This is a genomic window from Deinococcus cellulosilyticus NBRC 106333 = KACC 11606, from assembly GCF_007990775.1.
GTDB classification, from domain to species: domain Bacteria; phylum Deinococcota; class Deinococci; order Deinococcales; family Deinococcaceae; genus Deinococcus_C; species Deinococcus_C cellulosilyticus.
Window position 1 is genome coordinate 1 of record NZ_BJXB01000041.1, and the last position, 20,890, is coordinate 20,890.

Annotated in this window: 20 protein-coding genes and 1 tRNA gene; 8 read left to right on the forward strand and 13 right to left on the reverse strand. The window is 54.8% G+C overall.

The window, feature by feature from the left end:
• Positions 1–160: 160 nt before the first annotated feature.
• Together DC3_RS26185 and DC3_RS26190 are read left to right on the forward strand one after the other, a co-directional pair.
• Positions 161–616 (forward strand): hypothetical protein, encoded by a 456-nt coding sequence (locus tag DC3_RS26185; RefSeq protein WP_146890744.1) that lies wholly within the window; start codon positions 161–163, stop codon positions 614–616.
• Positions 613–1,017, forward strand: coding sequence for an RNase H family protein (locus tag DC3_RS26190; RefSeq protein WP_146890747.1), 405 nt, complete (start codon positions 613–615; stop codon positions 1,015–1,017). Before DC3_RS26185 ends, DC3_RS26190 begins: the two co-directional genes overlap by 4 nt.
• Before the next feature lie 6 nt (positions 1,018–1,023).
• Here the strand turns inward: DC3_RS26190 and DC3_RS26195 are convergent, their stop codons facing one another.
• The 3 genes from DC3_RS26195 to DC3_RS26200 all read right to left on the reverse strand — a co-directional run bounded on the left by DC3_RS26195 (position 1,024) and on the right by DC3_RS26200 (position 3,287).
• Positions 1,024–1,242 carry a hypothetical protein gene (locus DC3_RS26195; RefSeq protein ID WP_146890750.1) on the reverse strand — a complete coding sequence of 73 codons (219 nt, stop codon included), beginning with the start codon at positions 1,240–1,242 and terminating at the stop codon, positions 1,024–1,026.
• Positions 1,243–1,259: 17 nt separating this feature from the next.
• Positions 1,260–1,436, reverse strand: coding sequence for a hypothetical protein (locus DC3_RS29410; RefSeq protein WP_222594836.1), 177 nt, complete (start codon positions 1,434–1,436; stop codon positions 1,260–1,262).
• 396 nt (positions 1,437–1,832) lie between these two features.
• Positions 1,833–3,287, reverse strand: coding sequence for a hypothetical protein (locus DC3_RS26200; protein ID WP_146890753.1), 1,455 nt, complete (start codon positions 3,285–3,287; stop codon positions 1,833–1,835).
• A 180-nt stretch (positions 3,288–3,467) separates the two neighbouring features.
• Here DC3_RS26200 and DC3_RS26205 point away from each other — a divergent pair, with 180 nt between their 5' ends.
• A complete protein-coding gene (locus tag DC3_RS26205) occupies positions 3,468–4,667 on the forward strand; it encodes a tyrosine-type recombinase/integrase (RefSeq protein ID WP_186816279.1) in 1,200 nt (399 codons plus the stop codon).
• Between the two features lie 34 nt (positions 4,668–4,701).
• On the opposite strand, the gene DC3_RS26210 is transcribed toward DC3_RS26205, so the two are convergent.
• A tRNA-Val gene (locus DC3_RS26210) sits at positions 4,702–4,776 on the reverse strand.
• Positions 4,777–5,043: 267 nt separating this feature from the next.
• Here DC3_RS26210 and DC3_RS26215 point away from each other — a divergent pair.
• From DC3_RS26215 to DC3_RS26230, 4 genes are all read left to right on the forward strand, one after another.
• The gene (locus DC3_RS26215) at positions 5,044–5,778 is read left to right on the forward strand and encodes a metal ABC transporter ATP-binding protein (protein ID WP_146890759.1); all 735 of its coding nucleotides are present in this window, start codon (positions 5,044–5,046) and stop codon (positions 5,776–5,778) included.
• Positions 5,779–5,792: 14 nt separating this feature from the next.
• Complete coding sequence (locus DC3_RS26220; protein WP_146890762.1) at positions 5,793–6,608, forward strand: metal ABC transporter permease; 816 nt, start codon at positions 5,793–5,795, stop codon at positions 6,606–6,608.
• Positions 6,609–6,644: 36 nt separating this feature from the next.
• Positions 6,645–7,100, forward strand: coding sequence for an RrF2 family transcriptional regulator (locus DC3_RS26225; RefSeq protein ID WP_146890765.1), 456 nt, complete (start codon positions 6,645–6,647; stop codon positions 7,098–7,100).
• A gap of 404 nt (positions 7,101–7,504) precedes the next feature.
• Positions 7,505–8,563 (forward strand): transcriptional regulator, encoded by a 1,059-nt coding sequence (locus DC3_RS26230; protein WP_146890768.1) that lies wholly within the window; start codon positions 7,505–7,507, stop codon positions 8,561–8,563.
• Between the two features lie 3 nt (positions 8,564–8,566).
• Here the strand turns inward: DC3_RS26230 and DC3_RS26235 are convergent, their stop codons facing one another.
• From DC3_RS26235 to DC3_RS26255, 5 genes are all read right to left on the reverse strand, one after another.
• Positions 8,567–8,995 carry a hypothetical protein gene (locus DC3_RS26235; RefSeq protein ID WP_146890771.1) on the reverse strand — a complete coding sequence of 143 codons (429 nt, stop codon included), beginning with the start codon at positions 8,993–8,995 and terminating at the stop codon, positions 8,567–8,569.
• 51 nt (positions 8,996–9,046) lie between these two features.
• Complete coding sequence (pdxR, locus tag DC3_RS26240) at positions 9,047–10,450, reverse strand: MocR-like pyridoxine biosynthesis transcription factor PdxR (RefSeq protein WP_146890774.1); 1,404 nt, start codon at positions 10,448–10,450, stop codon at positions 9,047–9,049.
• Positions 10,451–10,784: 334 nt separating this feature from the next.
• A complete protein-coding gene (locus DC3_RS26245; RefSeq protein ID WP_146890777.1) occupies positions 10,785–11,576 on the reverse strand; it encodes an amino acid ABC transporter permease in 792 nt (263 codons plus the stop codon).
• Positions 11,577–11,624: 48 nt separating this feature from the next.
• A complete protein-coding gene (locus DC3_RS26250) occupies positions 11,625–12,377 on the reverse strand; it encodes an ABC transporter substrate-binding protein (RefSeq protein ID WP_146890780.1) in 753 nt (250 codons plus the stop codon).
• A gap of 521 nt (positions 12,378–12,898) precedes the next feature.
• Positions 12,899–13,993: an ABC transporter ATP-binding protein gene (locus tag DC3_RS26255; RefSeq protein WP_146890783.1), complete on the reverse strand. Its 1,095-nt coding sequence runs from the start codon at positions 13,991–13,993 to the stop codon at positions 12,899–12,901.
• A 254-nt stretch (positions 13,994–14,247) separates the two neighbouring features.
• Between DC3_RS26255 and DC3_RS26260 the strand changes: the two genes are divergently transcribed.
• Positions 14,248–15,009 carry a hypothetical protein gene (locus DC3_RS26260; protein ID WP_146890786.1) on the forward strand — a complete coding sequence of 254 codons (762 nt, stop codon included), beginning with the start codon at positions 14,248–14,250 and terminating at the stop codon, positions 15,007–15,009.
• Positions 15,010–15,067: 58 nt separating this feature from the next.
• Here the strand turns inward: DC3_RS26260 and secA are convergent, their stop codons facing one another.
• The 4 genes from secA to DC3_RS26280 all read right to left on the reverse strand — a co-directional run bounded on the left by secA (position 15,068) and on the right by DC3_RS26280 (position 20,752).
• Positions 15,068–17,899 (reverse strand): preprotein translocase subunit SecA, encoded by a 2,832-nt coding sequence (secA, locus tag DC3_RS29855; protein WP_146890789.1) that lies wholly within the window; start codon positions 17,897–17,899, stop codon positions 15,068–15,070.
• 194 nt (positions 17,900–18,093) lie between these two features.
• The gene (gene tsaD, locus DC3_RS26270) at positions 18,094–19,134 is read right to left on the reverse strand and encodes a tRNA (adenosine(37)-N6)-threonylcarbamoyltransferase complex transferase subunit TsaD (protein ID WP_281292602.1); all 1,041 of its coding nucleotides are present in this window, start codon (positions 19,132–19,134) and stop codon (positions 18,094–18,096) included.
• A 22-nt stretch (positions 19,135–19,156) separates the two neighbouring features.
• Positions 19,157–19,969 carry an undecaprenyl-diphosphate phosphatase gene (locus tag DC3_RS26275; protein WP_146890795.1) on the reverse strand — a complete coding sequence of 271 codons (813 nt, stop codon included), beginning with the start codon at positions 19,967–19,969 and terminating at the stop codon, positions 19,157–19,159.
• A gap of 108 nt (positions 19,970–20,077) precedes the next feature.
• A complete protein-coding gene (locus DC3_RS26280; RefSeq protein WP_146890798.1) occupies positions 20,078–20,752 on the reverse strand; it encodes a hypothetical protein in 675 nt (224 codons plus the stop codon).
• Positions 20,753–20,890 lie beyond the last annotated feature (138 nt).

Below are 20,890 nucleotides of genomic sequence, written 5' to 3' on the forward strand. Positions count from 1 at the left end.
CCCTACCCCCTCCCTACCCCCTCTCCCCCGTCCCAGACGAGTTTTTCAGACTTGACGTTTACTTTGAGGAGTGCTACAGTTTGGTCATTCCAGGCGAGACGAACATCTCCCAACAAGCCACACGCTTGTTGCAGGTGACCTCTTGCCTGAAGGAGGAAACATGAGCCAATATGCACTCTTCTCAACACTTCAAGCCCCTTACTTATTCCCCAGAGCCAGCGGCAGTCTCACCCAGATGAAAAAAGACATTTTTAAACTTCTGCAAAGGATTCCAGACATCAAGTTCTGCACAGTCAGAGCCCTGGATTATCACACCTACTCTGATCCCTCCCTGGTATTCGATACAACTCCAACCTTTGAAGACCTCCACTTCGAGCAAGGACAAAATTATGTTTCCATCCAGATTTGCCATGACAACATCATTGTTGATCTCCAGTTCACCTACAGCGAAACCAAAAACTACAGAGTGACCTATGCTTCTCTAGGTGATGGAAAACGTAGCAACCGTAGCCCTTCTCTGTCAGATCGCAGCTGGAAAATCTTACGCCCCAGATTCCAATCTCTGATTCCGAAAGCCTCAAAAGTTCATCCAGTAGATCCTCAGAGGACAACATGACCACTTTCACTGCCTATGTGGATGGCTCCTACTCCCCAGAGAAACACCTTGCTGCAGCTGCATGGGTAATCCTGCAAGACGACGAGCCCATCCACCAGGGAAAAGAACTCGTTCTGGAGGAACTCAGTTCAAGAAACATCACTGGTGAACTTCAAGCTGCCATCAAGGTGATCGACTACTGTGAAGCCAAAGGCATTCAAGACATCACCATTTTCCATGACCTGGAAGGTACAGGATACTGGGCTCGGGGAGAATGGAAACGCAAAAAGCCAGTCACACAAGCCTTTTACAGCAGAGTCCAAGACAGTACCGTCAGAATCAATTTCCAGTGGATTCAAGGACACTCAGGTCATTTCTGGAATGAGACAGTAGATCAGATGGCCCGCAAACTGTTGGAATAACCAAATCTACTCCAGCACCTTCACGCCCGAGCTGAAACGGTCCAAAGCCAACACAGCCCTGGCGTGATCCTCCTCACGCACGAAAGCCGTGATCAACCCCCGAGACACCACCGTCACCACCCAAACATCCCAACTCAACGCCTCCACCTCAAGATCCCGCAACACCCCCAACTCCACCAGAGAGCCAAAATCACACATTGAATTCAAGACGTCCTCGCTGGGCATGATCACCTTTCAAAACATCAATTCAAAGAAGCCAGCACCAACCGCGCCTGACGCTCATACCGCCTCGGCACATACGACCAGCCCAGAACCTGAAACTTCACTGGAGCCACCTCCAACACGGCAGCCACAGCTTCCGGGCCCAGAAGCCCCAGGCACACCAGGTCTTCCTCTGGAATGGATTTCATGATTTGCATTGATTCAGCGAGTGTGAAACGCAAACGCAGGATTGCAGGCATGGAGTCAAAATAGTGCACAACTGGTCATTTGCGGGTGACCCTGGGGTTGTCAAAAAAAACCCGAAAACGTCGTGTTTTCGGGCATGTTGCAAACAAAAAAGGCAACCCTGAGCATATCAAGGCTGCTTGCAAACAGAGAGTCAGATAAATGGTTTTTCTGGCAACAAATCAACAGAGGCTGCAATGATCAGGATCTCCAGAAAGGGTGACGCTGGAGAACGTTTTTTTCGCAGCGACAGGAGTTGCCAGGAGTCCTAGAATCAGACTGCACATCAAAACTGCTTTCAGCACACCATTCCTCATACCCTCAGGGTATCTCGGAACAGGCCTGCAACCCCATAAATTTGTTGCCAGCTATTTAATGTTCGCTTTTAAGGCCTGAACCACGGGGGAATAAATCACATGTGGATTTCCAAGCGTCTCCAACGCAGTTTTGTGCCGGGTCGAGGTGTAACGAACTTCGGATGGCATCGGATTGCCTTGCAACAATTCCAGAGCATACTGCGCCATACTACGTCTGGGATAGCGTTTCAGCACCTTCCCTGCGTGCACAGCCTGCGTTTCATGCACCACAATGAACTCACGCAAATATGGTTCCAGGTCCGGGTGCTTCTCAGAAAGCAGATAAAGAGTGACAGGCGTGAAATCTCTCATCCACCACAACAAAAATGCACGCTGGTAATCCTTCAGTGCAGAATACTGTTGCAGCAGAGTCTTATAGGCATTTTGGAACTCCTCACCACGCTCCAAAGCCGGTAGATTCGCATAAATCTGAATTGCTGTTGCAAAGAAAACCATGTTGATCAAACTGATGCCACTCGCGCTGGCATCCAGGCCTGTCCGCAGTTCATTCATGGCTTCCAGGTCATGGTTCATTGAGAGCGCGAGGGCGGTTGCAGCTTTAAGCATGAACCAGGTGATGCCTCTGCCTTTACTTGACCCAACTACCCTCTGCAAATCCTCCAGAAGTTGCGCACGTTTAAGCCGGTGATCGCGCACATGGTGAGAAGGCAAATTCAAATTGAACTCCCTGCCCAATCGCCTCAGCAACCTGAACGCCTGCGCCACTCGGGGCAGGGAAAAAGCAGCAGGTGCGTCCACAGCAGGCACCCGGCCCATATGTAAAGCGACCAGTGTGACCCTTGCCCATTCAGGCAACTGCTCTGGCACATCCCCCAACAGCCAGGAAAGAATACTTGCAAAACTCAAGCTGTTCACCTGCAACATGCTGTTGGGTTGTGAAGCCTGCGCCACCTGAAAATACAGACTGCGTGCAGCCTGCAAGTCATCGTTCACCATGTGCATGTATGCCGTTTCATACAGCACCACCAGGCGCGAGTGAGGATCACCGAGCACATCAGCCATCTGCAAAGCTTTGAAGTACATCTCCTGGGCAACAGCTTTCTTTTTCAAAACGTTTGCAGCAATCCCAATGGTCAGGTATGCACGATACATGGCTTCCAGGTTGGTGGTGTCTGCACCCAAAGTCCAGTCTGGCCGGAAACTGTCTGCAATGTACTGCAATTGGTCTTCATGCCCCTCAGCGCAAAGCAGCGCGAAATAAGTTGCTTTGCAGAGTGGGCAACGTGGGTGCTGGTAAACCTTGGCTTTTGCATCAGCATGCTGCCCAAATCGCAGCATAATTCGAGCGAGACGGGCATCACGAATGCTGCTCACAGGAAGTTCTTCCAGAGTCTGCTGGAGCTCAGGGAGCCGCTTTTCCTCCTCCACTTGCATGTAAAACTCATTCCACTCCTTGGGACAGCGGATCAAGTGTGCAAGTTCAATGGGGCTGGGGAAAGGCGTCATGTGTCTTTCAATGTACTCGATTCATCATTACAGCGTTCATGTCTTCCCATAAGGGAAATCCCCAATTAAAACACATGACTGACAACAACAAGCACAATGCTGATGCTGTCAACACCCACTGCTCTTTCTTATTCCGCTGATGGTCCTTATGCTGGGGCAAAGACCCACAAGGACACCCCCATGACCCAGAGAAAGAAACTGCTGAAACCCAGACTCCACGGTGAAGGCCAGATCCGAGAACGCAGCGACGGCAGGCTCGAATACCGCTTTTACGTCAAAGACCACAGCACCGGAAAGTCCGTCCGCAAAAGCGTCATTGCCCGGACCGAAAAAGAGCTCCTCGAAAAAATGCGGGCCGCTCAAATCGAAAACGCACAGGGAAAAAACTTCCAGAAGCTCAAAATCACCCTGGAAGAATGGCTCACCCAGCACGCCGAATCCCGCAAAACCAGCACAAGACCCAACACCCAAACCCAATACGGCCTGTACATCAAATACATCAGCAGCATCGGCAAGATCCCCCTGCAAGACGTCACCACCCAGATCCTCGACAACATGTACCAGGAGATGGCCAGGGCTGGATACTCCAAAAGCAGCATCACCCACACCCGCAGTTTCATCAACGCAGCCTTCAAACGCGCCATCAAATACGGCCTCTTACAGCACAATCCCAACACCAACACCGAAATTCCCGCAGTCCAACAAACCAAAATTGCCAAAGCCGTACCCCAAGAAGAAATCCACACCCTTCTGGAAATCGCCAAAACCACAAGGTATTACACCCTCCTCTACACCATCATCAGCACCGGCATGCGGCACGGCGAAGCCCTGGGCCTCAAATGGAGTGACTTCGACTGGCACGAAAAAAGCGTCACCCTGGAGCGCGCCGTCATCCTGGTGCAGCACAAAGTCGCAGTCAGTGGCCTCAAAACCAGCAATAGCGCCAGAACCGTGTACCTCCACGACCACCTGATTCAGGTGCTGCAGGAACACCAGCAACAACAAGAAGCCCTCAAACGAAACAACCCCAACTGGACCCACGAAGACTGGGTGTTCAGCACACAAGACGGCAAACCCCTCAGCCAGAACAACATCCGCAAAGTCTTCAAAACCCTGCTCACCCAGGCAGGCCTCCCCAACTACCGGATTCACGACCTCCGGCACTCCTTCATCACCTACCTGATTCACAAAGGCCTCGACCCGAAAACGGTCTCCTCCATCGCAGGACACGCAGACACCCGCATGACCCTGGACATCTACACGCAAACCCAGGAGTCCAGAAAGCGCCTGGCGGCCACTGAAATTGCAGGCTTTGTGTCCGCACAAAACCCCGAACAGGGGGCAAACGGGGGGCAAAACAAAAAACCCAGAGTTTCATGACTCTGGGTTTCATGCGTTTGACACGCCGTTGATCTGGTGGGCAGTGAGGGATTTGAACCCCCGACCCTCCGCTTGTAAGGCGGACGCTCTACCGCTGAGCTAACTACCCGTGCCGTAAGCTCAAATATCTTATTAAAGGCGGCCCCTTTCGTCAACCCCAGGATGGAACAGCAGAAGGCAGAGATTCAGTGCTTTGCCTTCCGCCCGCAAGCACGTAGTCAGAGTCAAGAAGAAAGCAGAAGTCTGAAGGCAATCCTGGAGCATGGGCTTTTTCCAGCACAAAAAAGACTTGCGCTTTCACCCCAGAGGCAGCTTATTGAGAAGTGTGTATCGATTCCTATGCTCCAGGCACAATCAGGAGTAGACTGTTCTCTTGATGCAGGAGACGGCGATCGAAACCCAGGGGCTCAGGGTGCGCTTTGGTGATTTTGTGGCCCTGGACAACCTTACACTTCAAATCCCCAGCGGTGCGTTTCTGGCCGTGGTGGGTCCCAACGGTGCAGGCAAGAGCACCTTCATGAAAACCCTGCTCGGACTGGTCACTCCAGAGACCGGACAGGTGAAGGTTCTGGGCAGACCTCCCGGAGCTTTCCCGGACCAGATCGGGTATGTGCCCCAGATCAAGACCTTTGACCGTTCTTTTCCTGCGGTGGCCATCGAACTGGTGCTGTCTGGCGTGCGTCAGGCGTGGCCTGGACCACTCAGGGGTCCCGAGCGCAAACTGGCCATTGAAGCTTTAGAGCGTGTCGGAGCAGACCGACTGGCAGAACGGCCCCTGGGTCGCCTCTCTGGAGGGGAGCTTCAGAGGGTTTATCTGGCCCGTGCTCTGGTCCGAAGGCCGAAGCTCATCTTGCTGGATGAGCCCGCCACCGGAATTGATGCTCTGGGCGAGAAGGACATGTACCACATGCTGGAAGCCTACCGCAAGGAAAGTGCGGCCACCATCGCCATGATCACCCACGATTTTGATGTGGCCCGGTACCATGCTTCCTATGTCGTCGTGCTGAACCGCACCCTCTACGGATGTGGTCACCCCTCCACCGCCCTGTGCGAAGACTGCCTGTCGAGGGCCTATGGTCACGGTAAACACGGCCACAAGAGGACCCTGTAAATGGAGCACTGGTAATGGAACTCTTTCAGGACTTTCTGACCCTCCCCTTTCTGCAACGCGCCCTGATTGCTGGGATCGTGATCGGGCTGATGTGTGGGTATTATGGTGTTTTTATCGTGCAGCGTGGCCTGAGCTTTCTGGGAGATGGTCTGGCACACGCAGCTTTCGGAGGGGTGGCACTCGGTCTGCTGCTTGGGTGGACTCCTCTGTGGGTGGCCCTGCCCTTCACGGTGCTGGTCAGTCTGGGCATCACCTACCTCAGGGAAAAGACTGAACTCCAGGGAGACACTGCAATCGGAATCTTCTTCGCTGTGTCCGTGGCCCTGGGTGTGCTATTTTTGGGCCTGAAGAAGGACTACACCGCCGATGCCTTCAGTTACCTGTTCGGCAGCATTCTCAGCGTGGGTGTGACCGACCTCATTGTGATCGGGGTGCTGCTCCTGATCACGATTCTGCTTGTTCCCAGAACCTGGAAACAACTGGCCTACAGCACCTTTGACCCGGAACTGGCCGCTTCAGATGGGGTGAATGTCCGGGGACTAAATTACTTTCTGTCGGTGGTGCTTGCTGTCACAGTGGTGGTGAGTGTCAAGGTGATCGGCATTGTGATGGTGGCCTCTTTCCTGGTGATTCCCGCCGCCGCCGCCCGCCTTCGCAGCCGCACCCTCTACCAGATGACCCTGTGGTCTGCTGGACTTGCGGCCCTCGCCAGCATCATTGGACTGCTGGCTTCGTACCTGATCAACGTGCCCTCGGGCTCAACGATCATCCTTGCCCAGGCGCTCTTTTTCGTTCTGGCAGCTGTTCTTCCCAGACAATCCCGTACTTGACGCACGGATTTTACGGGTTTAAGGTGGTGTAAGCGTATGTGGATCTCGACCAAAGCACAGTACGGGCTGCGTGCCCTCATTGAAATCGGCAAAACCCCCACCCAGGCGGTTCCCCTCAAGGATGTGGCCGACAAGCAGGACATCAGCCAGCACTATCTGGAGCAGATTGCCTCCAACCTGCGCCGCGCAGGATTCATCCGCAGCGTGCGGGGTGCCCACGGGGGCTACAAACTGTCCCGCGCGCCAAAAGACATCCGTGCCTGGGATGTGGTCGTCACCATGGAAGGCAGCCTGGCCCCTGTGAGCTGCCTGGAAGACTCCGACTCCTGCACCAAAACCGGCAGTTGCGCCACCGAAGGGCTCTGGAAGCGTGTGGAAGACGCCGTGCGAGATGTCCTCTACAACACCACCCTCGAAGACCTGATCCAGGAGAACGTGCAGCTCGAACACAGCAGACTGGTTCAACTGGAACCTTTCTACGCACCGCAGTAAGCGATCAGCCATCAGCCGTCAGCTGTCAGCTTAAAAGCAAAAGACCAGAAATCTATAAGTTTCTGGTCTTCCTTTATTTGATGCATGGGCGAGGCATGACTTACCCTTTTTCGAATTCTGATCTTGCTGATGCCCTTATGTTTCACCTCAAGTCTCTCCTTACACGCCACCTTGCCTGTCCACTGCTGATGGCTGATCGCTGGCTGCTGACCGCTTTCCCACACAAAGTATGTTTTTGGTAAGGCATGATCTTTTATGCTGATTCACACGGGAGTAAACTGCTGTTATCAGCGAAGTTGGCAGAGGGGCATCCGTGACCCCGAAACCTGTTTTTGTTCTGGCCGCAGGAAGCGAGGTTCCTTGTGGCTGGACTCGGGTCTTCTCTTTCCCTTGCAGAGGAGCGTATGGTTCTTCACCTGCTGTTGGTCACTGCACTTGGCATGCTTGCCCTCCGGTACGCCGGTCAGCTTTACGTGCGCAGTTCTGGAACCCCTCAAACCCACCTGCTTGCAGGTCTGTATGTGCTTTTTGCGTTCATGAATTTTCTGGTGTTCATCAGCCAGCATGCAGGAAATGGGGCCTTGCAGGCCGCTGCCCTGACCCTGTTTTTCATTGCTCTGCCGCAGTTCATCTCGCGCATTTCTTACACCCTGATGTTCACCTTTCAGTCGGTGTACCACAAGCATCCCGAGCAGATGCACACCATCACCTACGCTGCCATGTCCTTGACAACCTTGCTGGCCGCCCTCAACATTCTGGGGGTGATGTTCACCGGAAAACTGGTGACAGATGGGCAGGGCCTTTTCCTGAACATGTTCTATGTTCTGGGCATCATTGGCTGGGTCTGCATTCTTTTGATGGTGCAGGGGGTTGCAGACAGTTTCCCTCACCAGCGGAAATATGCATTGCCTCTGATGGTCAGCGTGACATTCGGGCCTTTTCTGCTTGCACCGATCATGTCGGGGTTTTTTCACCTGAACGATGCCCTGGTGCTGTTTCTGACCTTCACTCCTGTGCTTCTGACCCTCACCCTTCTGGTGGACCGGGCAGGTCTGCTGAATCCTCCTTATTTCATGCCTGAGCGTGCCCTGCGTTTTGTTCCCAACCCGGTGATGGTGACAGACCCAGATGATCTCATCACCTGGATGAATGAGGAAGCCCGCAAACTGGACGCTGCCGAACTGGGCCGTCCTGCCCTCAGTGCCTTTTATTCCAGTGAGGAGTTCGTGACCGACCAGAACCAGTGGGAACCGGACCGGGAGTACCGTTACGTGCGGACCCGCTACAAGGAATACCTGCTGCGCAAGCAACCCATCAACAGCAACGAGCACGAACTGCTGGGATACCTGTACACCGCCCAGGAGGTCACGGTGGAGGACAAACTGGCCCAGCATTACCACGCTGCCAGAAACCACCACGTCCCCCCCATCAGACGCAATTACTCTGAACAGCAGGATTCCTGAGCTTCAGGCCCAGAAGAACTTGAGGGCATCCAGCAGGCGTCTCAACTGCCCTGAATCTCCAAAAGGCGAGGGAACCGTGTAACGCTTTTCTGCATGGTAGAGCCTCAGGTCCTGCAGGATGGCCCTCACCACGGGGTTATCATCAAAATACCCCTCAAGGCGGTACTGGTCCTCTCCGAGTTTCTGGAGGACCTCTTGCTGGGGAGCCCAGCCTCCCACGTAGGAACTGGAGTCTGGTTCTCCGGCTTCCATTTTGGTGTACACCCCTCCCCATGCCATCCCGGTCAGGTGACTGAAATCTATGCTGCAATGGTTGTTGAGGATGTCGTCATTGCGGTGGTAGGTGAATTCCATCTTCACCCTGTAGCGTCCGTTTTCGGGATAACCGGGAAATTCAGTGGCCTTGATCTCAAGCAAATCAATGTCAAGCATGGTGCTCTGAGTTTAAACAATGAAACGCCCAGCACAAATCCAGAAGCTGGCTTACAGGGCCTCTCGCAATTGACGGATGCCTTTTTCAATGGCCTGTGGAGCAAGGTGGGCATAGTTCAGGATGATGCCACTCTGGACCACCCGTGTGGCGTACCGACTCAGGAAGTCCACAGCAACCTTCGAGTGGAGTGAAGCGGCCCTAAGGTGCTCCTCGCTCCAGCTTTCTGGGAGAAAGGCACAGATGTGCAAGCCTGCGCCCGTGGTGGGAATGGTGAACTCTGGGAAATGCTTCCTCAGGGCAGACAGCAGGGTCTCATACCGCTCCAGAATGGTGGCTCTGGTTTTCTTGAGGTGCCGTGCAAAGCCCCCGGAGTGCAGAAAATCGGCAAGGGCCAGACTGTCGAGGGTCGGAGGTTGCCTGTCTGTGAGGTAACGGGTGGCAGAGAGAACCTCAATGATGGGGGCAGGAGCGACCAGAAAGCCACTTCTCAGGGCTGGAGACAGGCTCTTGGAGAAAGTGCCCACGTAGATCACCTGAGAGGGATTCAGGCCCTGCATGGCAGACAGGGGACGGGTGTCAAAGCGAAACTCCGAGTTGTAATCGTCTTCGACAATCCAGGCCCCTACACTTCTGGCCCAGTCCAGAATCCTGAGCCTTCTGGAGGCAGGCAGGATGGCCCCTGTGGGAAACTGGTGGGCTGGAGTGACATACAGCAGGTCTGCTTTTCTGGGAAGGAGTTCAGGGTTCAGGCCCTCATCGTCCACAGGAAGATAAAGGACCTCTGCACCAGAGGCCTCAAACACCCTTCTGGCTCCCAGGTATCCGGGATCTTCCATCACCACAGTTTTTCCTGGTTCCAGGAACACCCGGGCAAGGGCATCCAGGCTTCCCTGTGAGCCACTGGAGAGCATCACCATACCTGCAGTGGCCTTCACTCCTCTTTCTCTGGCCAGGTAACTGGAAATGGCTTCACGGGTCTCCAGAGGGCCCAGTTCGTCGCCATACTGTCCCATGCCGCCCTGCAAGGCTTTTGCCCTCTCACGCAGCGCACGTGCCCACGCCTCTGCAGGAAAAAACTCATTGGGAACATTGCCCAGACGGAAATCCACCTCAATCTGGTCGTAGGCAGGCCGCAGAGGGGTTTGCAGGGCACGAATGGCCCATTCGGTCAGTTTCAGGCCCGGAGCAGGAACATCCAGTGTCACTTCCGGGTTCACGCTGTGGGCAACATAAGTTCCACTGGCCGGACGGGTCTCGATGAACCCCTCCACCTCAAGAAGCTCGAAGGCTTCCAGCACCGTGTTTCTGGCCACCCCCCAGGTCTTTGCAAATTCCCTGCTGCTGGGCAACTTACTGCCCTCAGGAAGTGCGCCTGCCAGAATGGCCTCACGCAATGCCTGATACACCTGACGGTAGAGGGGTTCACTGGGGCTGGGGTTGAGGGGCGGCAGCATGGTCTCAGTTTATCGAGCTGAAGGCACAAAGCAGAAGGCAGAAGGCTAAAGAACCAGGGCAAGCACAAATTTGACAAATGTTGGATGTCACTGCAACAAGCCGTCAGCCGTCAGTGCTCAGCAGTCAGCACCAAAAGAAGGGATGTTCTCCATGAAGCCTGAAAAAGCTGTTTCACCGTTCAGCAAAATGATCTTTCCGTGGACTGCAGTAAAAGCATCCATCCATCTTTTGCGGATGGCTGATGGCTGATCACTCTGCACCATCCGCACGACTGGACGTTGCATTTATCCTGGCAAAAACCGCCCCCGAAGGAGCGGTTCTGTCTGAAAAGGTTCATCTGGATTTGGTCTTGAAACGCCGCTCCAGTTCATTGGTGAAGAAGGTCATGATGGTGGTCAGGAACAGGTAAATCGAGGCCGAGGTGAGGTAAGAAGGAATCACCAGGAAGGTCTGGCTTTTGAACCGGTCGATGGCGTTGGCCAGTTCCAGGGTGCCCACCACAGTGGCCAGCGAAGTGTCCTTCAACAGGGACACAATGTTGTTGACCAGCGGAGGAATGGAAACCCGCACTGCCTGCGGCAGGATCACAAGCCACATGGCCTGAACACCACTGAGGCCAAGTGAACGGGCTGCCTCGGTCTGCCCTCTGGGAATGGCCTGAATGGATGCACGGATGACTTCCGCATTGTAGGCCCCCTGGTTGAGCGCCAGAGCCACCATTGGAGCATAGAAATCAAAATCAGGAACGTCCACCACACTGGGAAAAAGAATCGGTGTGGCATTGAAAGCGAAAAGGATCTGCACAATCAGAGGGGTACCCCGAAACACCCACACATAAAAGGAGGCAATCCAGCGAAAAGGAGGAAACCCTGAGAGCTTGGCAATCCCGGTGACGGTTCCCAGAATGATGCCCAGAATCCCGGAGGTGACGGTGAGCAGCAGTGTGGTCTTGGTGGCATCCGCAAAGATCTGGGCATTGTCTGCAAAGGTCTGGGCATACTCCAGACCGAGCAGGCCTGGTACCGTTTTAACGCCATAACTGATCACGATCAGGGCAAGGGGAAAAGCCACCACGAGCCCCAGAAGCCACAGGGCATTGTTTAAAGTCGCGTTCTGTTCTTTCATATCGACATAAGGGAGGGAGGAGGTGGTCTCACCTCCTCCCTGTGGGAATCACTTGCAGCTGACGTCTGTACCGAAGTACTTCTTGCTGATCTTCGCGTAGGTGCCATCTTTGATGATGTCGGCAAGCGCACCGTTGAGGGCCTCGGTGACAGAGTCGTTGCCCTTGTTGACCACCATGGCGATTTCTTCTTTAAAGAGGAGGTCTCCGAGTTGCCATTTCACTTTGGGATTGGCTTTCTTGGCATCGAGCACCACGAACTTGTCACTGACCCAGGCGTCCACAGTCCCAGCGATCAGGGCGGCCACAGCATCGGTGTCTTTGGGGAAGGTTTTGACCTTCACGCCCTTGACTTTCTGCACGTTGGACAGGTAGCTGGTGCCCACCTGCACAGCGACGCGCTTGCCATTCAGCTGGGCAGCGGTCTTGATGTTGGGGGATTTGGAAACGATCTGGCCCCCGGTGCAGTAGTGGGGGTCAGAAAAGTCCACCACTTTGGCCCGCTCTTCGTTGATGCCGTGGGAGGCAATGGCGAAGTCGTAGCGGTTCTGGGTCACCCCAATGATCAGGGAGTCAAAGGGCTGGGTGATCCACTGGACCTTCAGGCCCAGCTTCTTGGCAATGGCATCCCCAATCTCCACTTCAAACCCGGTGAGTTTTTTCCCTTCAAAGTAATTAAACGGCTTGAAGGCACCCTCGGTCGCAATCTTGATGGTGCCAGCAGCCTTGATTTCGTCAAAGGTGCGGGCGCCAGCGGTGGCGGTAAGGAGGAGGGCACCTAACAGTAAAGCGGTCTTTTTCATGGGTACTCCTTTGATTCTGCGGTTTGGGACATTCTAGCACAGGTCGATAAACTCTTTTCCTGTCCTGAACGTGCGATTTGATTCAGCACAAGTTCAGGCAAACGGCAGGTCAATAGCTGATTTAGCTTAACACACGCCAGTAAAATTTGTATACAAAATTACCATATGAAAGGTGTATAGAACATGAATACTTGTTCTGGGTTCAAGAATGTGGGGACTGGGTGGGGTGAGGGGAGGACATCTGGCTTTGACAACATCAGCCGAGAGCCGAGAGCCGAGAGCCGAGAGCCGAGAGCCGAGAGCCGAGAGCAAGGTAAATTGCCAGGTTCTCTCTGTCAATGCATTTCTGATGTATTGGAGGCAGTTCTTTGTTTAACACAGGGACAGGAAGCTTTACCCAACAACCACTGGCATCTGGCTAAAGCCAAAGCTTCATGACCGCCCTCGGTTCTCGGCCCTGTGCCCTCAGCAAGCAAAAAGAAACCACCGCCTGAGCGGTGGTTTCTTTTTGCTTGCTGAATTTAGCGGGTCAGCGCCAGTTCGGTCTGCATGTCGAAGGCGTACAGACGGCTGCGGTCCACGAGCAGTTCGACCTGGTCACCGGGGCGCACAGGGGCGTGGCCGTCCACTTTGGCGATCAGGGTCTGACCACCAAGGTCCACAATCACGTCGGTCTGGGCACCGAGGGGCTCCACCACTTCCACGGTGGCGCGGATCACGTTGGTGGCGTCTTCGGGAATGGCGGTGTAACCCTTCATTCCGATGTGCTCAGGACGGATGCCCATCCAGACCTGTTTGCCTTCGTAGCCACGCAGGGACTGGGCGAGACCGCCAGCAGGCAGGATGGCGAAGCCCTGGCCGGTGAAACGTCCGCCCTGCACGGTGGCAGTGACGAAGTTCATGGAGGGGCTGCCGATGAATCCGGCCACGAATTTGTTCTTGGGGTTGTCGTACAGGTTGAGGGGGGTGTCCACTTGCTGGATCACTCCGTCACGCATGACGACGATGCGGGTTCCCATGGTCATGGCCTCGACCTGGTCGTGGGTCACGTAAATGACGGTGGCACCCAGACGGCGGTGAAGCTTGCTGATCTGTGAGCGCATTTCCACACGGAGCTTGGCATCCAGGTTGGAAAGGGGCTCGTCCATGAGGAACACTTTGGGTTCACGCACGATGGCGCGTCCCAGAGCCACACGCTGACGCTGACCCCCGGAGAGTTCCTTGGGCTTGCGGTCCAGCAGGTGCTCGATCTGCAGAATCTTGGCAGCTTCACGCACACGCTTGTCGATTTCGGCTTTGGGGGTCTTGCGCAGACGCAGACCGAAAGCCATGTTCTCGTACACGTTCATGTGGGGGTAAAGTGCGTAGTTCTGGAACACCATGGCGATGTCGCGGTCCTTGGGGGGAACGTCGTTCATCACACGGTCGCCAATGCGCAGGGTTCCGTCAGAGATGTCTTCCAGACCGGCGATCATTCGCAGGGTGGTGGACTTTCCGCAACCGGATGGACCGACGAACACCATGAATTCACGGTCATGGATGTGCAGGTTGAAATCGGTGACTGCGGTGACTTTGCCGTAGCGCTTGTAGACCTTCTCTAAGATTACGTCTGCCATGTTGTTATCCTCCCCCATGCTCTCACCCGTGAACTTCCTCGGGCGACTTGGGTGCGTTGCGATTGCCTGGTGCCTACGCTGGTGATTTTGCCTACAAATTAGATCATAGCATTGTCATTTGACCGTGCATAGTCCTGGCAACGACAATAAAACAGTTGTCTGGGCAGGAGAAATCGAGGGCCGGTTCTTTACAGAAAAATAACATTCAGGGCTTCATGAAGGGCCTTCTGGGGATGCTCTTTTATACTGGACCCGTGCACAAGTTGGCCTTTTTCCTCCTGCCTGTGGCCCTGTTGAGCAGTTGCGGAACCACAGATTCCACCCCCAGAGCAACCCTTCGCATCACTCCTGAGCAGAGAACCTTTCAGGCAGGCGTTCCTGTTCAATTTCAGGGAACCTTCTCATCTCTGATCAATGTGAAAGATCCTGTGCTGACCTGGGACCCTGTGCGGGTGAACCTTTGGCTGCCAAACCCATTCTATTTTTCCGAACAGGGACTGTTCATGGGCCTGGAAACCGGGACCTATGACCTCCGTCCAAATGTCAGTGCAACAGCAACAGCAGGAGCCAGTCCTGGAAAGGCCACAGGTCCACTGCTGACCTTCTCCAACCTGCAACCTCAGGATCAACGTCCGTTCCTCAAGGTCACCATTGCAGAGAACCCTGCGCTCTTGCAGACGAAAGGCAAGTGGAATGGAAAAGTCACAGTCACATGTGACGGCCAGCCCACAGAGTTTGAGATCGGTTTGACCATCAACACTGTTGCCGGGACAACCTTTACAGGTGAAATGACCATGCTTCAGCCGGGTGGTGGCTGGAAGGTGGACATCCCCGCTTCCAGAATTTATCAGGCATCAGACCTTGATGTTTTTGATCCGCTCAAGGTGGCTCAGGCAAGCTTTTATGGTTTTGCTTTTGCATACAACCCTACAAAGAACACGGCCCAAGGGGTCATTCCTGACATCAGTGGCTGCAGTGACCAATTGCTGCAAGTCAGCCTGAGCCGTCCCCAATAAACCAGCGTTCCAAAAGAAAAGAGAGGGGTCAAATCCCCTCTCTTGGAGTTGTTGTGCTTTAAGCTTCAGAGCCCTGATTGACCTGCAGCCTGAACATGAACTTGGTGACCTCACCTTTGAGGGTGTCGATCATCTCGTTGAACATCTTGGTGCCTTCGAATTTGTATTCCTGGAAGGGGTCACGCTGGCCGTAGCCGCGCAGGAAGATGCCCTGACGCAGCACTTCCATGGCATGCAGGTGCTCTTTCCAGTACTGGTCCACGTTTTGCAGCAGAACGTAACGGCCAATCCCCATGTAGAGGGCTCCACCGAGTTCTTCTTTGCGTTTGTCGTGGGCATCTGCAGCGAATTCCAGCATCTCCCGGTGGCATTCGTCCACAGTTTTGCCTTTGAGGCCCTCAAAGTCGAAATCAGCGAATGCAGGGATGTGTTCTTCCAGCTCGGTTTTCAGTTGGCCCAGATCCCAGTCTTCAGGGCTGATGTTTTCGGGCGCGTGGGTGTAAAGGGCAGCCTCCACGTAATCCCCAATCATGCCTTCAATGCTTTCCTCAATCTGGTTGTCCTCACCGAGGAGCACTTCACGACGCTGGGCGTAGATGACTTCACGCTGCTTGCCGAGCACGTTGTCGAACTCCAGCAGCTGTTTGCGGATGGCGAAGTTGCGCTCTTCCACACGGCCCTGGGCGCGCTCGATGGCTCCGGTCACCATGCCTGCAGCGATGGGCTGGGTGTCGTCCATGCCGATGCGGTCCAGCATGGCCAGCACACGGTCATTGGCGAAGAGGCGCATCAGGTCATCTTCGAAGGACACAAAGAATTTGCTGGAGCCAGGGTCCCCCTGACGGCCTGCACGTCCGCGCAACTGGTTGTCGATGCGGCGGGATTCATGGCGTTCTGTACCGATGATGTGCAGACCCCCAAGTTCCTTGACCTTCTGGCGGTCCGCCTCGATCTGGTCGCGGGCCTTCTCGATGCGTTCCACAATCTTGGGGTGCACTCCGGCCTTGAGGCCCATGTCGCGGGCACTGGGGTCCTTGCGGGACACAGCCTTGATGAATGCCTCAATCTCGGGCTGGTAGCGGGAGAGGCTGATCTGCTCAACGAGGTCTCCTGCAATGAATTCGACGTTACCGCCCAGCATGATGTCCGTACCACGACCGGCCATGTTGGTGGCGATGGTCACGGCCCCCAGACGGCCTGCCTGGGCGATGATGTTTGCTTCGCTCTCGTGGTACTTGGCGTTCAGCACCTGGTGTTTGATGCCTCTGGCCAGACCTTCGAGGGTCTTCAGGCGCCTGACGAACAGGTCAAAGACCTCCAGGGCATTCTTGGGCATCTCTGGACGAAGGGCTTCAAGCTCCTCACGTTTCAGGCCCTTGAACATCTCCTGCAGTTTTGCTTTGAGGCCTTCGTTCTTCTCGACTTTGGCCATCAACATGTTGGCGAGCTGGTTGACAAATTCGCCGTACTGCTGGGGATCGGAAAGCAGTTTGGAGAGATGCTCACTGGTCTCAATGCTGGCCGTACCCACCAGCAGAGGTTGCCCGGTCTGGTGGCGCTCAACAATCTCGTCGATCACAGCAGCGTATTTGCCTGCCTTGGTCCGGTACACCAGGTCGTCATGGTCTTTACGGATGACGGGCAGGTTGGTGGGGATCACCAGCACATCGCTGCCGTAGATGTCCAGGAACTCTTTCTCTTCAGTCTTGGCGGTGCCCGTCATTCCAGCAAATTTGGTGTACAGGCGGAAGAAGTTCTGGTAGGTGATGGTCGCCAGCGTCTGGTTTTCGTTCTGGATCGGCACCCCTTCTTTGGCTTCAATGGCCTGGTGGAGGCCTTCACCATAACGGCGTCCGGGCATCTGGCGGCCTGTGAACTCATCCACGATGACCACTTCGAGCTCGCCTTTTTCGTTGGGAGAGACGATGTAGTCTTTTTCGCGGAAATACAGGTCTTTTGCACGCAGAGCCTGCACAATCATGTGGGCCTTCTGCATGTGCTCAGGGCTGTACAGGTTGTCGATGGAGAGCATCTTCTCGACACGGGTGATGCCCGCCTCGGTGAGGTGCACAGCCTTGGATTTCTCTTCGACGGTGTAATCTCCGGTGGGCTCGGTGCGCACGCCGGGTTCAATGGGTTCACCACGGGTCAGGCGTTTCACCAGTTTGGAGATCACATAGTACTGGTCGGTTGCTTTTTCGGTGGCCCCGGAGATGATCAGAGGAGTACGGGCCTCGTCGATCAGGATGGAGTCCACTTCGTCGACGATGGCGAAATTCACAGGGTGGTCTGGACGCAGCACCAGTTGGTCCGGTCCCTGGGCCATGTTGTCACGCAGGTAATCGAAACCCAGTTCGCTGTTGGTCACATAGGTGATGTCACAGGCATAGGCGGCCTTGCGCTGGGCAGGTTGCAGGTCATGCTGGATCAGGCCCACAGTGAGGCCCAGGGTGCGGTACACCAGACCCATTTCCTCTGCACCCACCTTGGCGAGGTAATCGTTGGTGGTGACGAGGTGGCAGCCTTTGCCTTCCAGGGCGTTGAGGGCCAGCGCCAGAGTCGCCACCAGCGTTTTACCTTCACCGGTCTTCATTTCTGCAATGCGGCCCTGGTGGAGTGAAGCCCCACCGATCAGCTGAACGTCGTAGTGCCGTTTGCCGATGGTGCGTTTTGCCGCTTCACGGATCAGGGCGAAGCCAGGAACAAGAACCTGATCGAGGGTTTTCTCACCGTTTTGCACCTGGGCACGCAGTTTCATGAATTCTGCGGCAAGGTCGGTGACTTTTTCCATCTCTGCTTCCATCGCATTGACCGGGTCAACGACGGTTTTGCGCAGACGCGCAACGTCGCGTTTGTTGTTGTCGAAAGCCTTCTTCAAGAGTGCAAACATGATCGCCTCACTATACTAGAACGGGTTCTGAACGTGGATGGGTCGTTGATATGGGCACACATTCAGCCATGGTTCCGCAGATGTCACCCATCATAACACGCAATAGATCTGCGTGTACCTTTATCAACTTTAGGTCTCCTGGCAGGTTTCTCACCTGAATTTGACCTGACAGATTGGGGTTGCTCAGTCCCACCTCACGTCCTGTTTTGCCCATCAGCAAGCGGCTGAACCAGAGGAAGGTAAGCTTCCGCTTCTGCCTCCCAGTCTGTGCCCACTTCTCCCAGCAGCACTTGTTTGACTGCGGCCAGGGCAATCATCGCTCCATTATCGGTGTTGAGATGCATGGGAGGGAAGTGGCTTTTCAGGCCACTCTGCCCAAACGCTGCCCTTAAAGCCTGATTTGCCGCAACACCACCAGAAACCACCACATGCTCAATCGAGAGCGCCTTCGCAGCCCTTTTTGTGGTTTGAACCAGCGATTCCACCACACGGTACTGGAAACTGGCGGCCAGATCATCAGGATTCACCCCGGCCTTGACAGCCAGCAGGCAGGCCGTTTTGATCCCGGAGAAGGAAAAATCAAAACCTTTCTGGCCCAGCAGGGGGCGGGGAAGGTCCACTCCTTTCGGGTCTCCCCTCTCCGCAGCCTTGCTGATGGCAGGTCCTCCAGGATAGCCCAGGCCCAGCATGCGGGCCACTTTGTCAAAAGCCTCACCAGCAGCATCGTCGCGGGTGGCTCCGACCAGTTCGTACTGCCCAGGGGCATTCACCTTGAACAGGTGGGTGTGCCCTCCAGAAACCACCAGGGCCAGATGGGGAAAAGGCAGATCAGGATGCTCCGAAACCGCTGCCTGAATGTGCCCCTCAAGATGGTGCATGGCATAGAAAGGCACACCCAATCCCTGGGCCAGTCCTTTGCCATAAGTCAGGCCCACCAGCAAAGCCCCCACAAGGCCAGGGCCTCTTGTTGCAGCAACCGCAGTCACCTCAGAAAGCTGAATTCCAGCCTGAGCAAGTGCATCTTCCAGAATCGCGTCAATGCGCTCAACGTGCTCCCTGGAAGCCACTTCTGGCATCACACCGCCATACTGCCTGTGCACCTTCTGGGACCAGAGGGCATTGGCCAGCACCTCAGGGCGGTCCCCCTGAAGACGCACAATCCCCACCCCGGTGTCATCACAACTGGTGTCGATGCCCAGGATGTACCTCCCCTGGAAAGGGGAGGAAAGCGGCAGTGAGGTGGGGTTTGAGATGGGGTCAAGCTCTGGTATTGGAAATCACCCCCGTGTACACCAGCACCAGAATCACGATGCCAGCGATGATGCGGTAGATGGCAAACCCCTTGAAGTTGTGCTTGGAAATGAATTTCAGGAGCCAGCCAATGGCCAGCAGACTGGTGATGAAAGAAACCACCAGACCCACCACTACGTTTCCTGCTCCGTGATTGCCCAGGTTTTCCAGGTCCTTTACCAGCGAATACAGTGAAGCTCCACCCAGCACCGGAATCGACAGATAAAAACTGAACCCGGTTGCAGCAGAGCGGCTCATGCCAGAAAGCATGCCTCCCATGATGGTGCTTGCACTTCTGGAGACACCCGGAACCAGCGAGCAGATCTGGGCCAGACCCACAATCAGGGCCTGCCTGAAGGTGATCTCGGTGGTCTCACGGGTGCTTTCCCGTCTGGGCAGAGACTCAATGATCCACAGCACAATGCCCCCCACAATCAGGGAAATGGCGACTGTGGTGGAGTTGAACAGGTACTTCTGGATGGTGTCTTTGAAGAAGAATGCAATGGTCAGCGCAGGAAAACAGGCCAGAACAATGCTCGCCCAGAAACGCCGGACCTGTTTTGAGGTGGTGAGGCCCTGCGCCTGTTTCAGGATGTCTCTGAAGTAGAAGCACAGGACTGCAAGGACGCCGCCCAGTTGAATCACGATTTCGAATGTGTCACTGCCGGTAAATTTCAGCAGGTCTGAAGTGACAATCAGGTGCCCGGTGGAGGAAATCGGTAAGAATTCGGTGATGCCTTCCACCACGCCCATGATCGCTGCCTTGATCCAGTCAAACATAACGAACACTTTATAGCACGGATATGAAATTCTTTAAGAAAAACAGACACCTTACCGCCGGGGTAAGATGTCTGCTCCACTCTGGTCTAGACGACCTGAGAAGTCAGCTCAGAACTTGAAGGTCACACCGACTTTGCCACCAAAGCCACTGCCCGTGTAAAGCTGGCCCTGTTTGCCATAGTTCAGTTCGGTGAAGACCCAGGTGTTGTTGCCGAGGTCTGCCCGTACACCCAGTCCTGCACCAAAGCGGGCCGTATCAACAATGGTGGCTCCGACATCGCCAAACACATCCAGTCCGGAGTTCACATGGTAGGTGCCTGCAGCCTTGATGCCCCACCGGTTGAATCCTCCACCTGCGAACACGCGCTCATAGGAGCCTTCAATGAAGGTGTCGAAAGTGCGGTCAGCATTGGTGAAAGCCACACCACTGACCAGACCGGCACTGCCCCAGGTGCTTCCACCACCAGAGGTCAGGGTGCCTCTGGGACCAATGTAAACACGGGTGCCGTACACGTAATCGGTGTACACGTTGAACAGCAGGTCTCCGTTCAGGTTGAAGGCCGTGCTGTTGCCCACAGAGTACACATTCCCATTGAGACGGGTGTTCAGGGTCACGCCACCAAAGTCTGCAACGTCTTTGGCCTGAAGTCCGAATTCACCCCCGAATACGTTCTGGTCTCCAGAACGGTTCAGAGAAACACCAGCCGAAAACCAGTTTTCGTTGGCAGCCAGTGCACTGCTGCCCACACCTGCAAGGATCAAAAGAGAAAGGAGTTTGCGCATATCATGTACCTCGAGGTCAATGTACACCTCTCGTTCCAGACGTGCTTAAATGGAGACTTTAGTGATTTCGCCCATTTTGCTCACATTGTTTTTCAGTGACCCTGCTGTAACCCGTCCAATAGGGTGTTTTGCTACTGT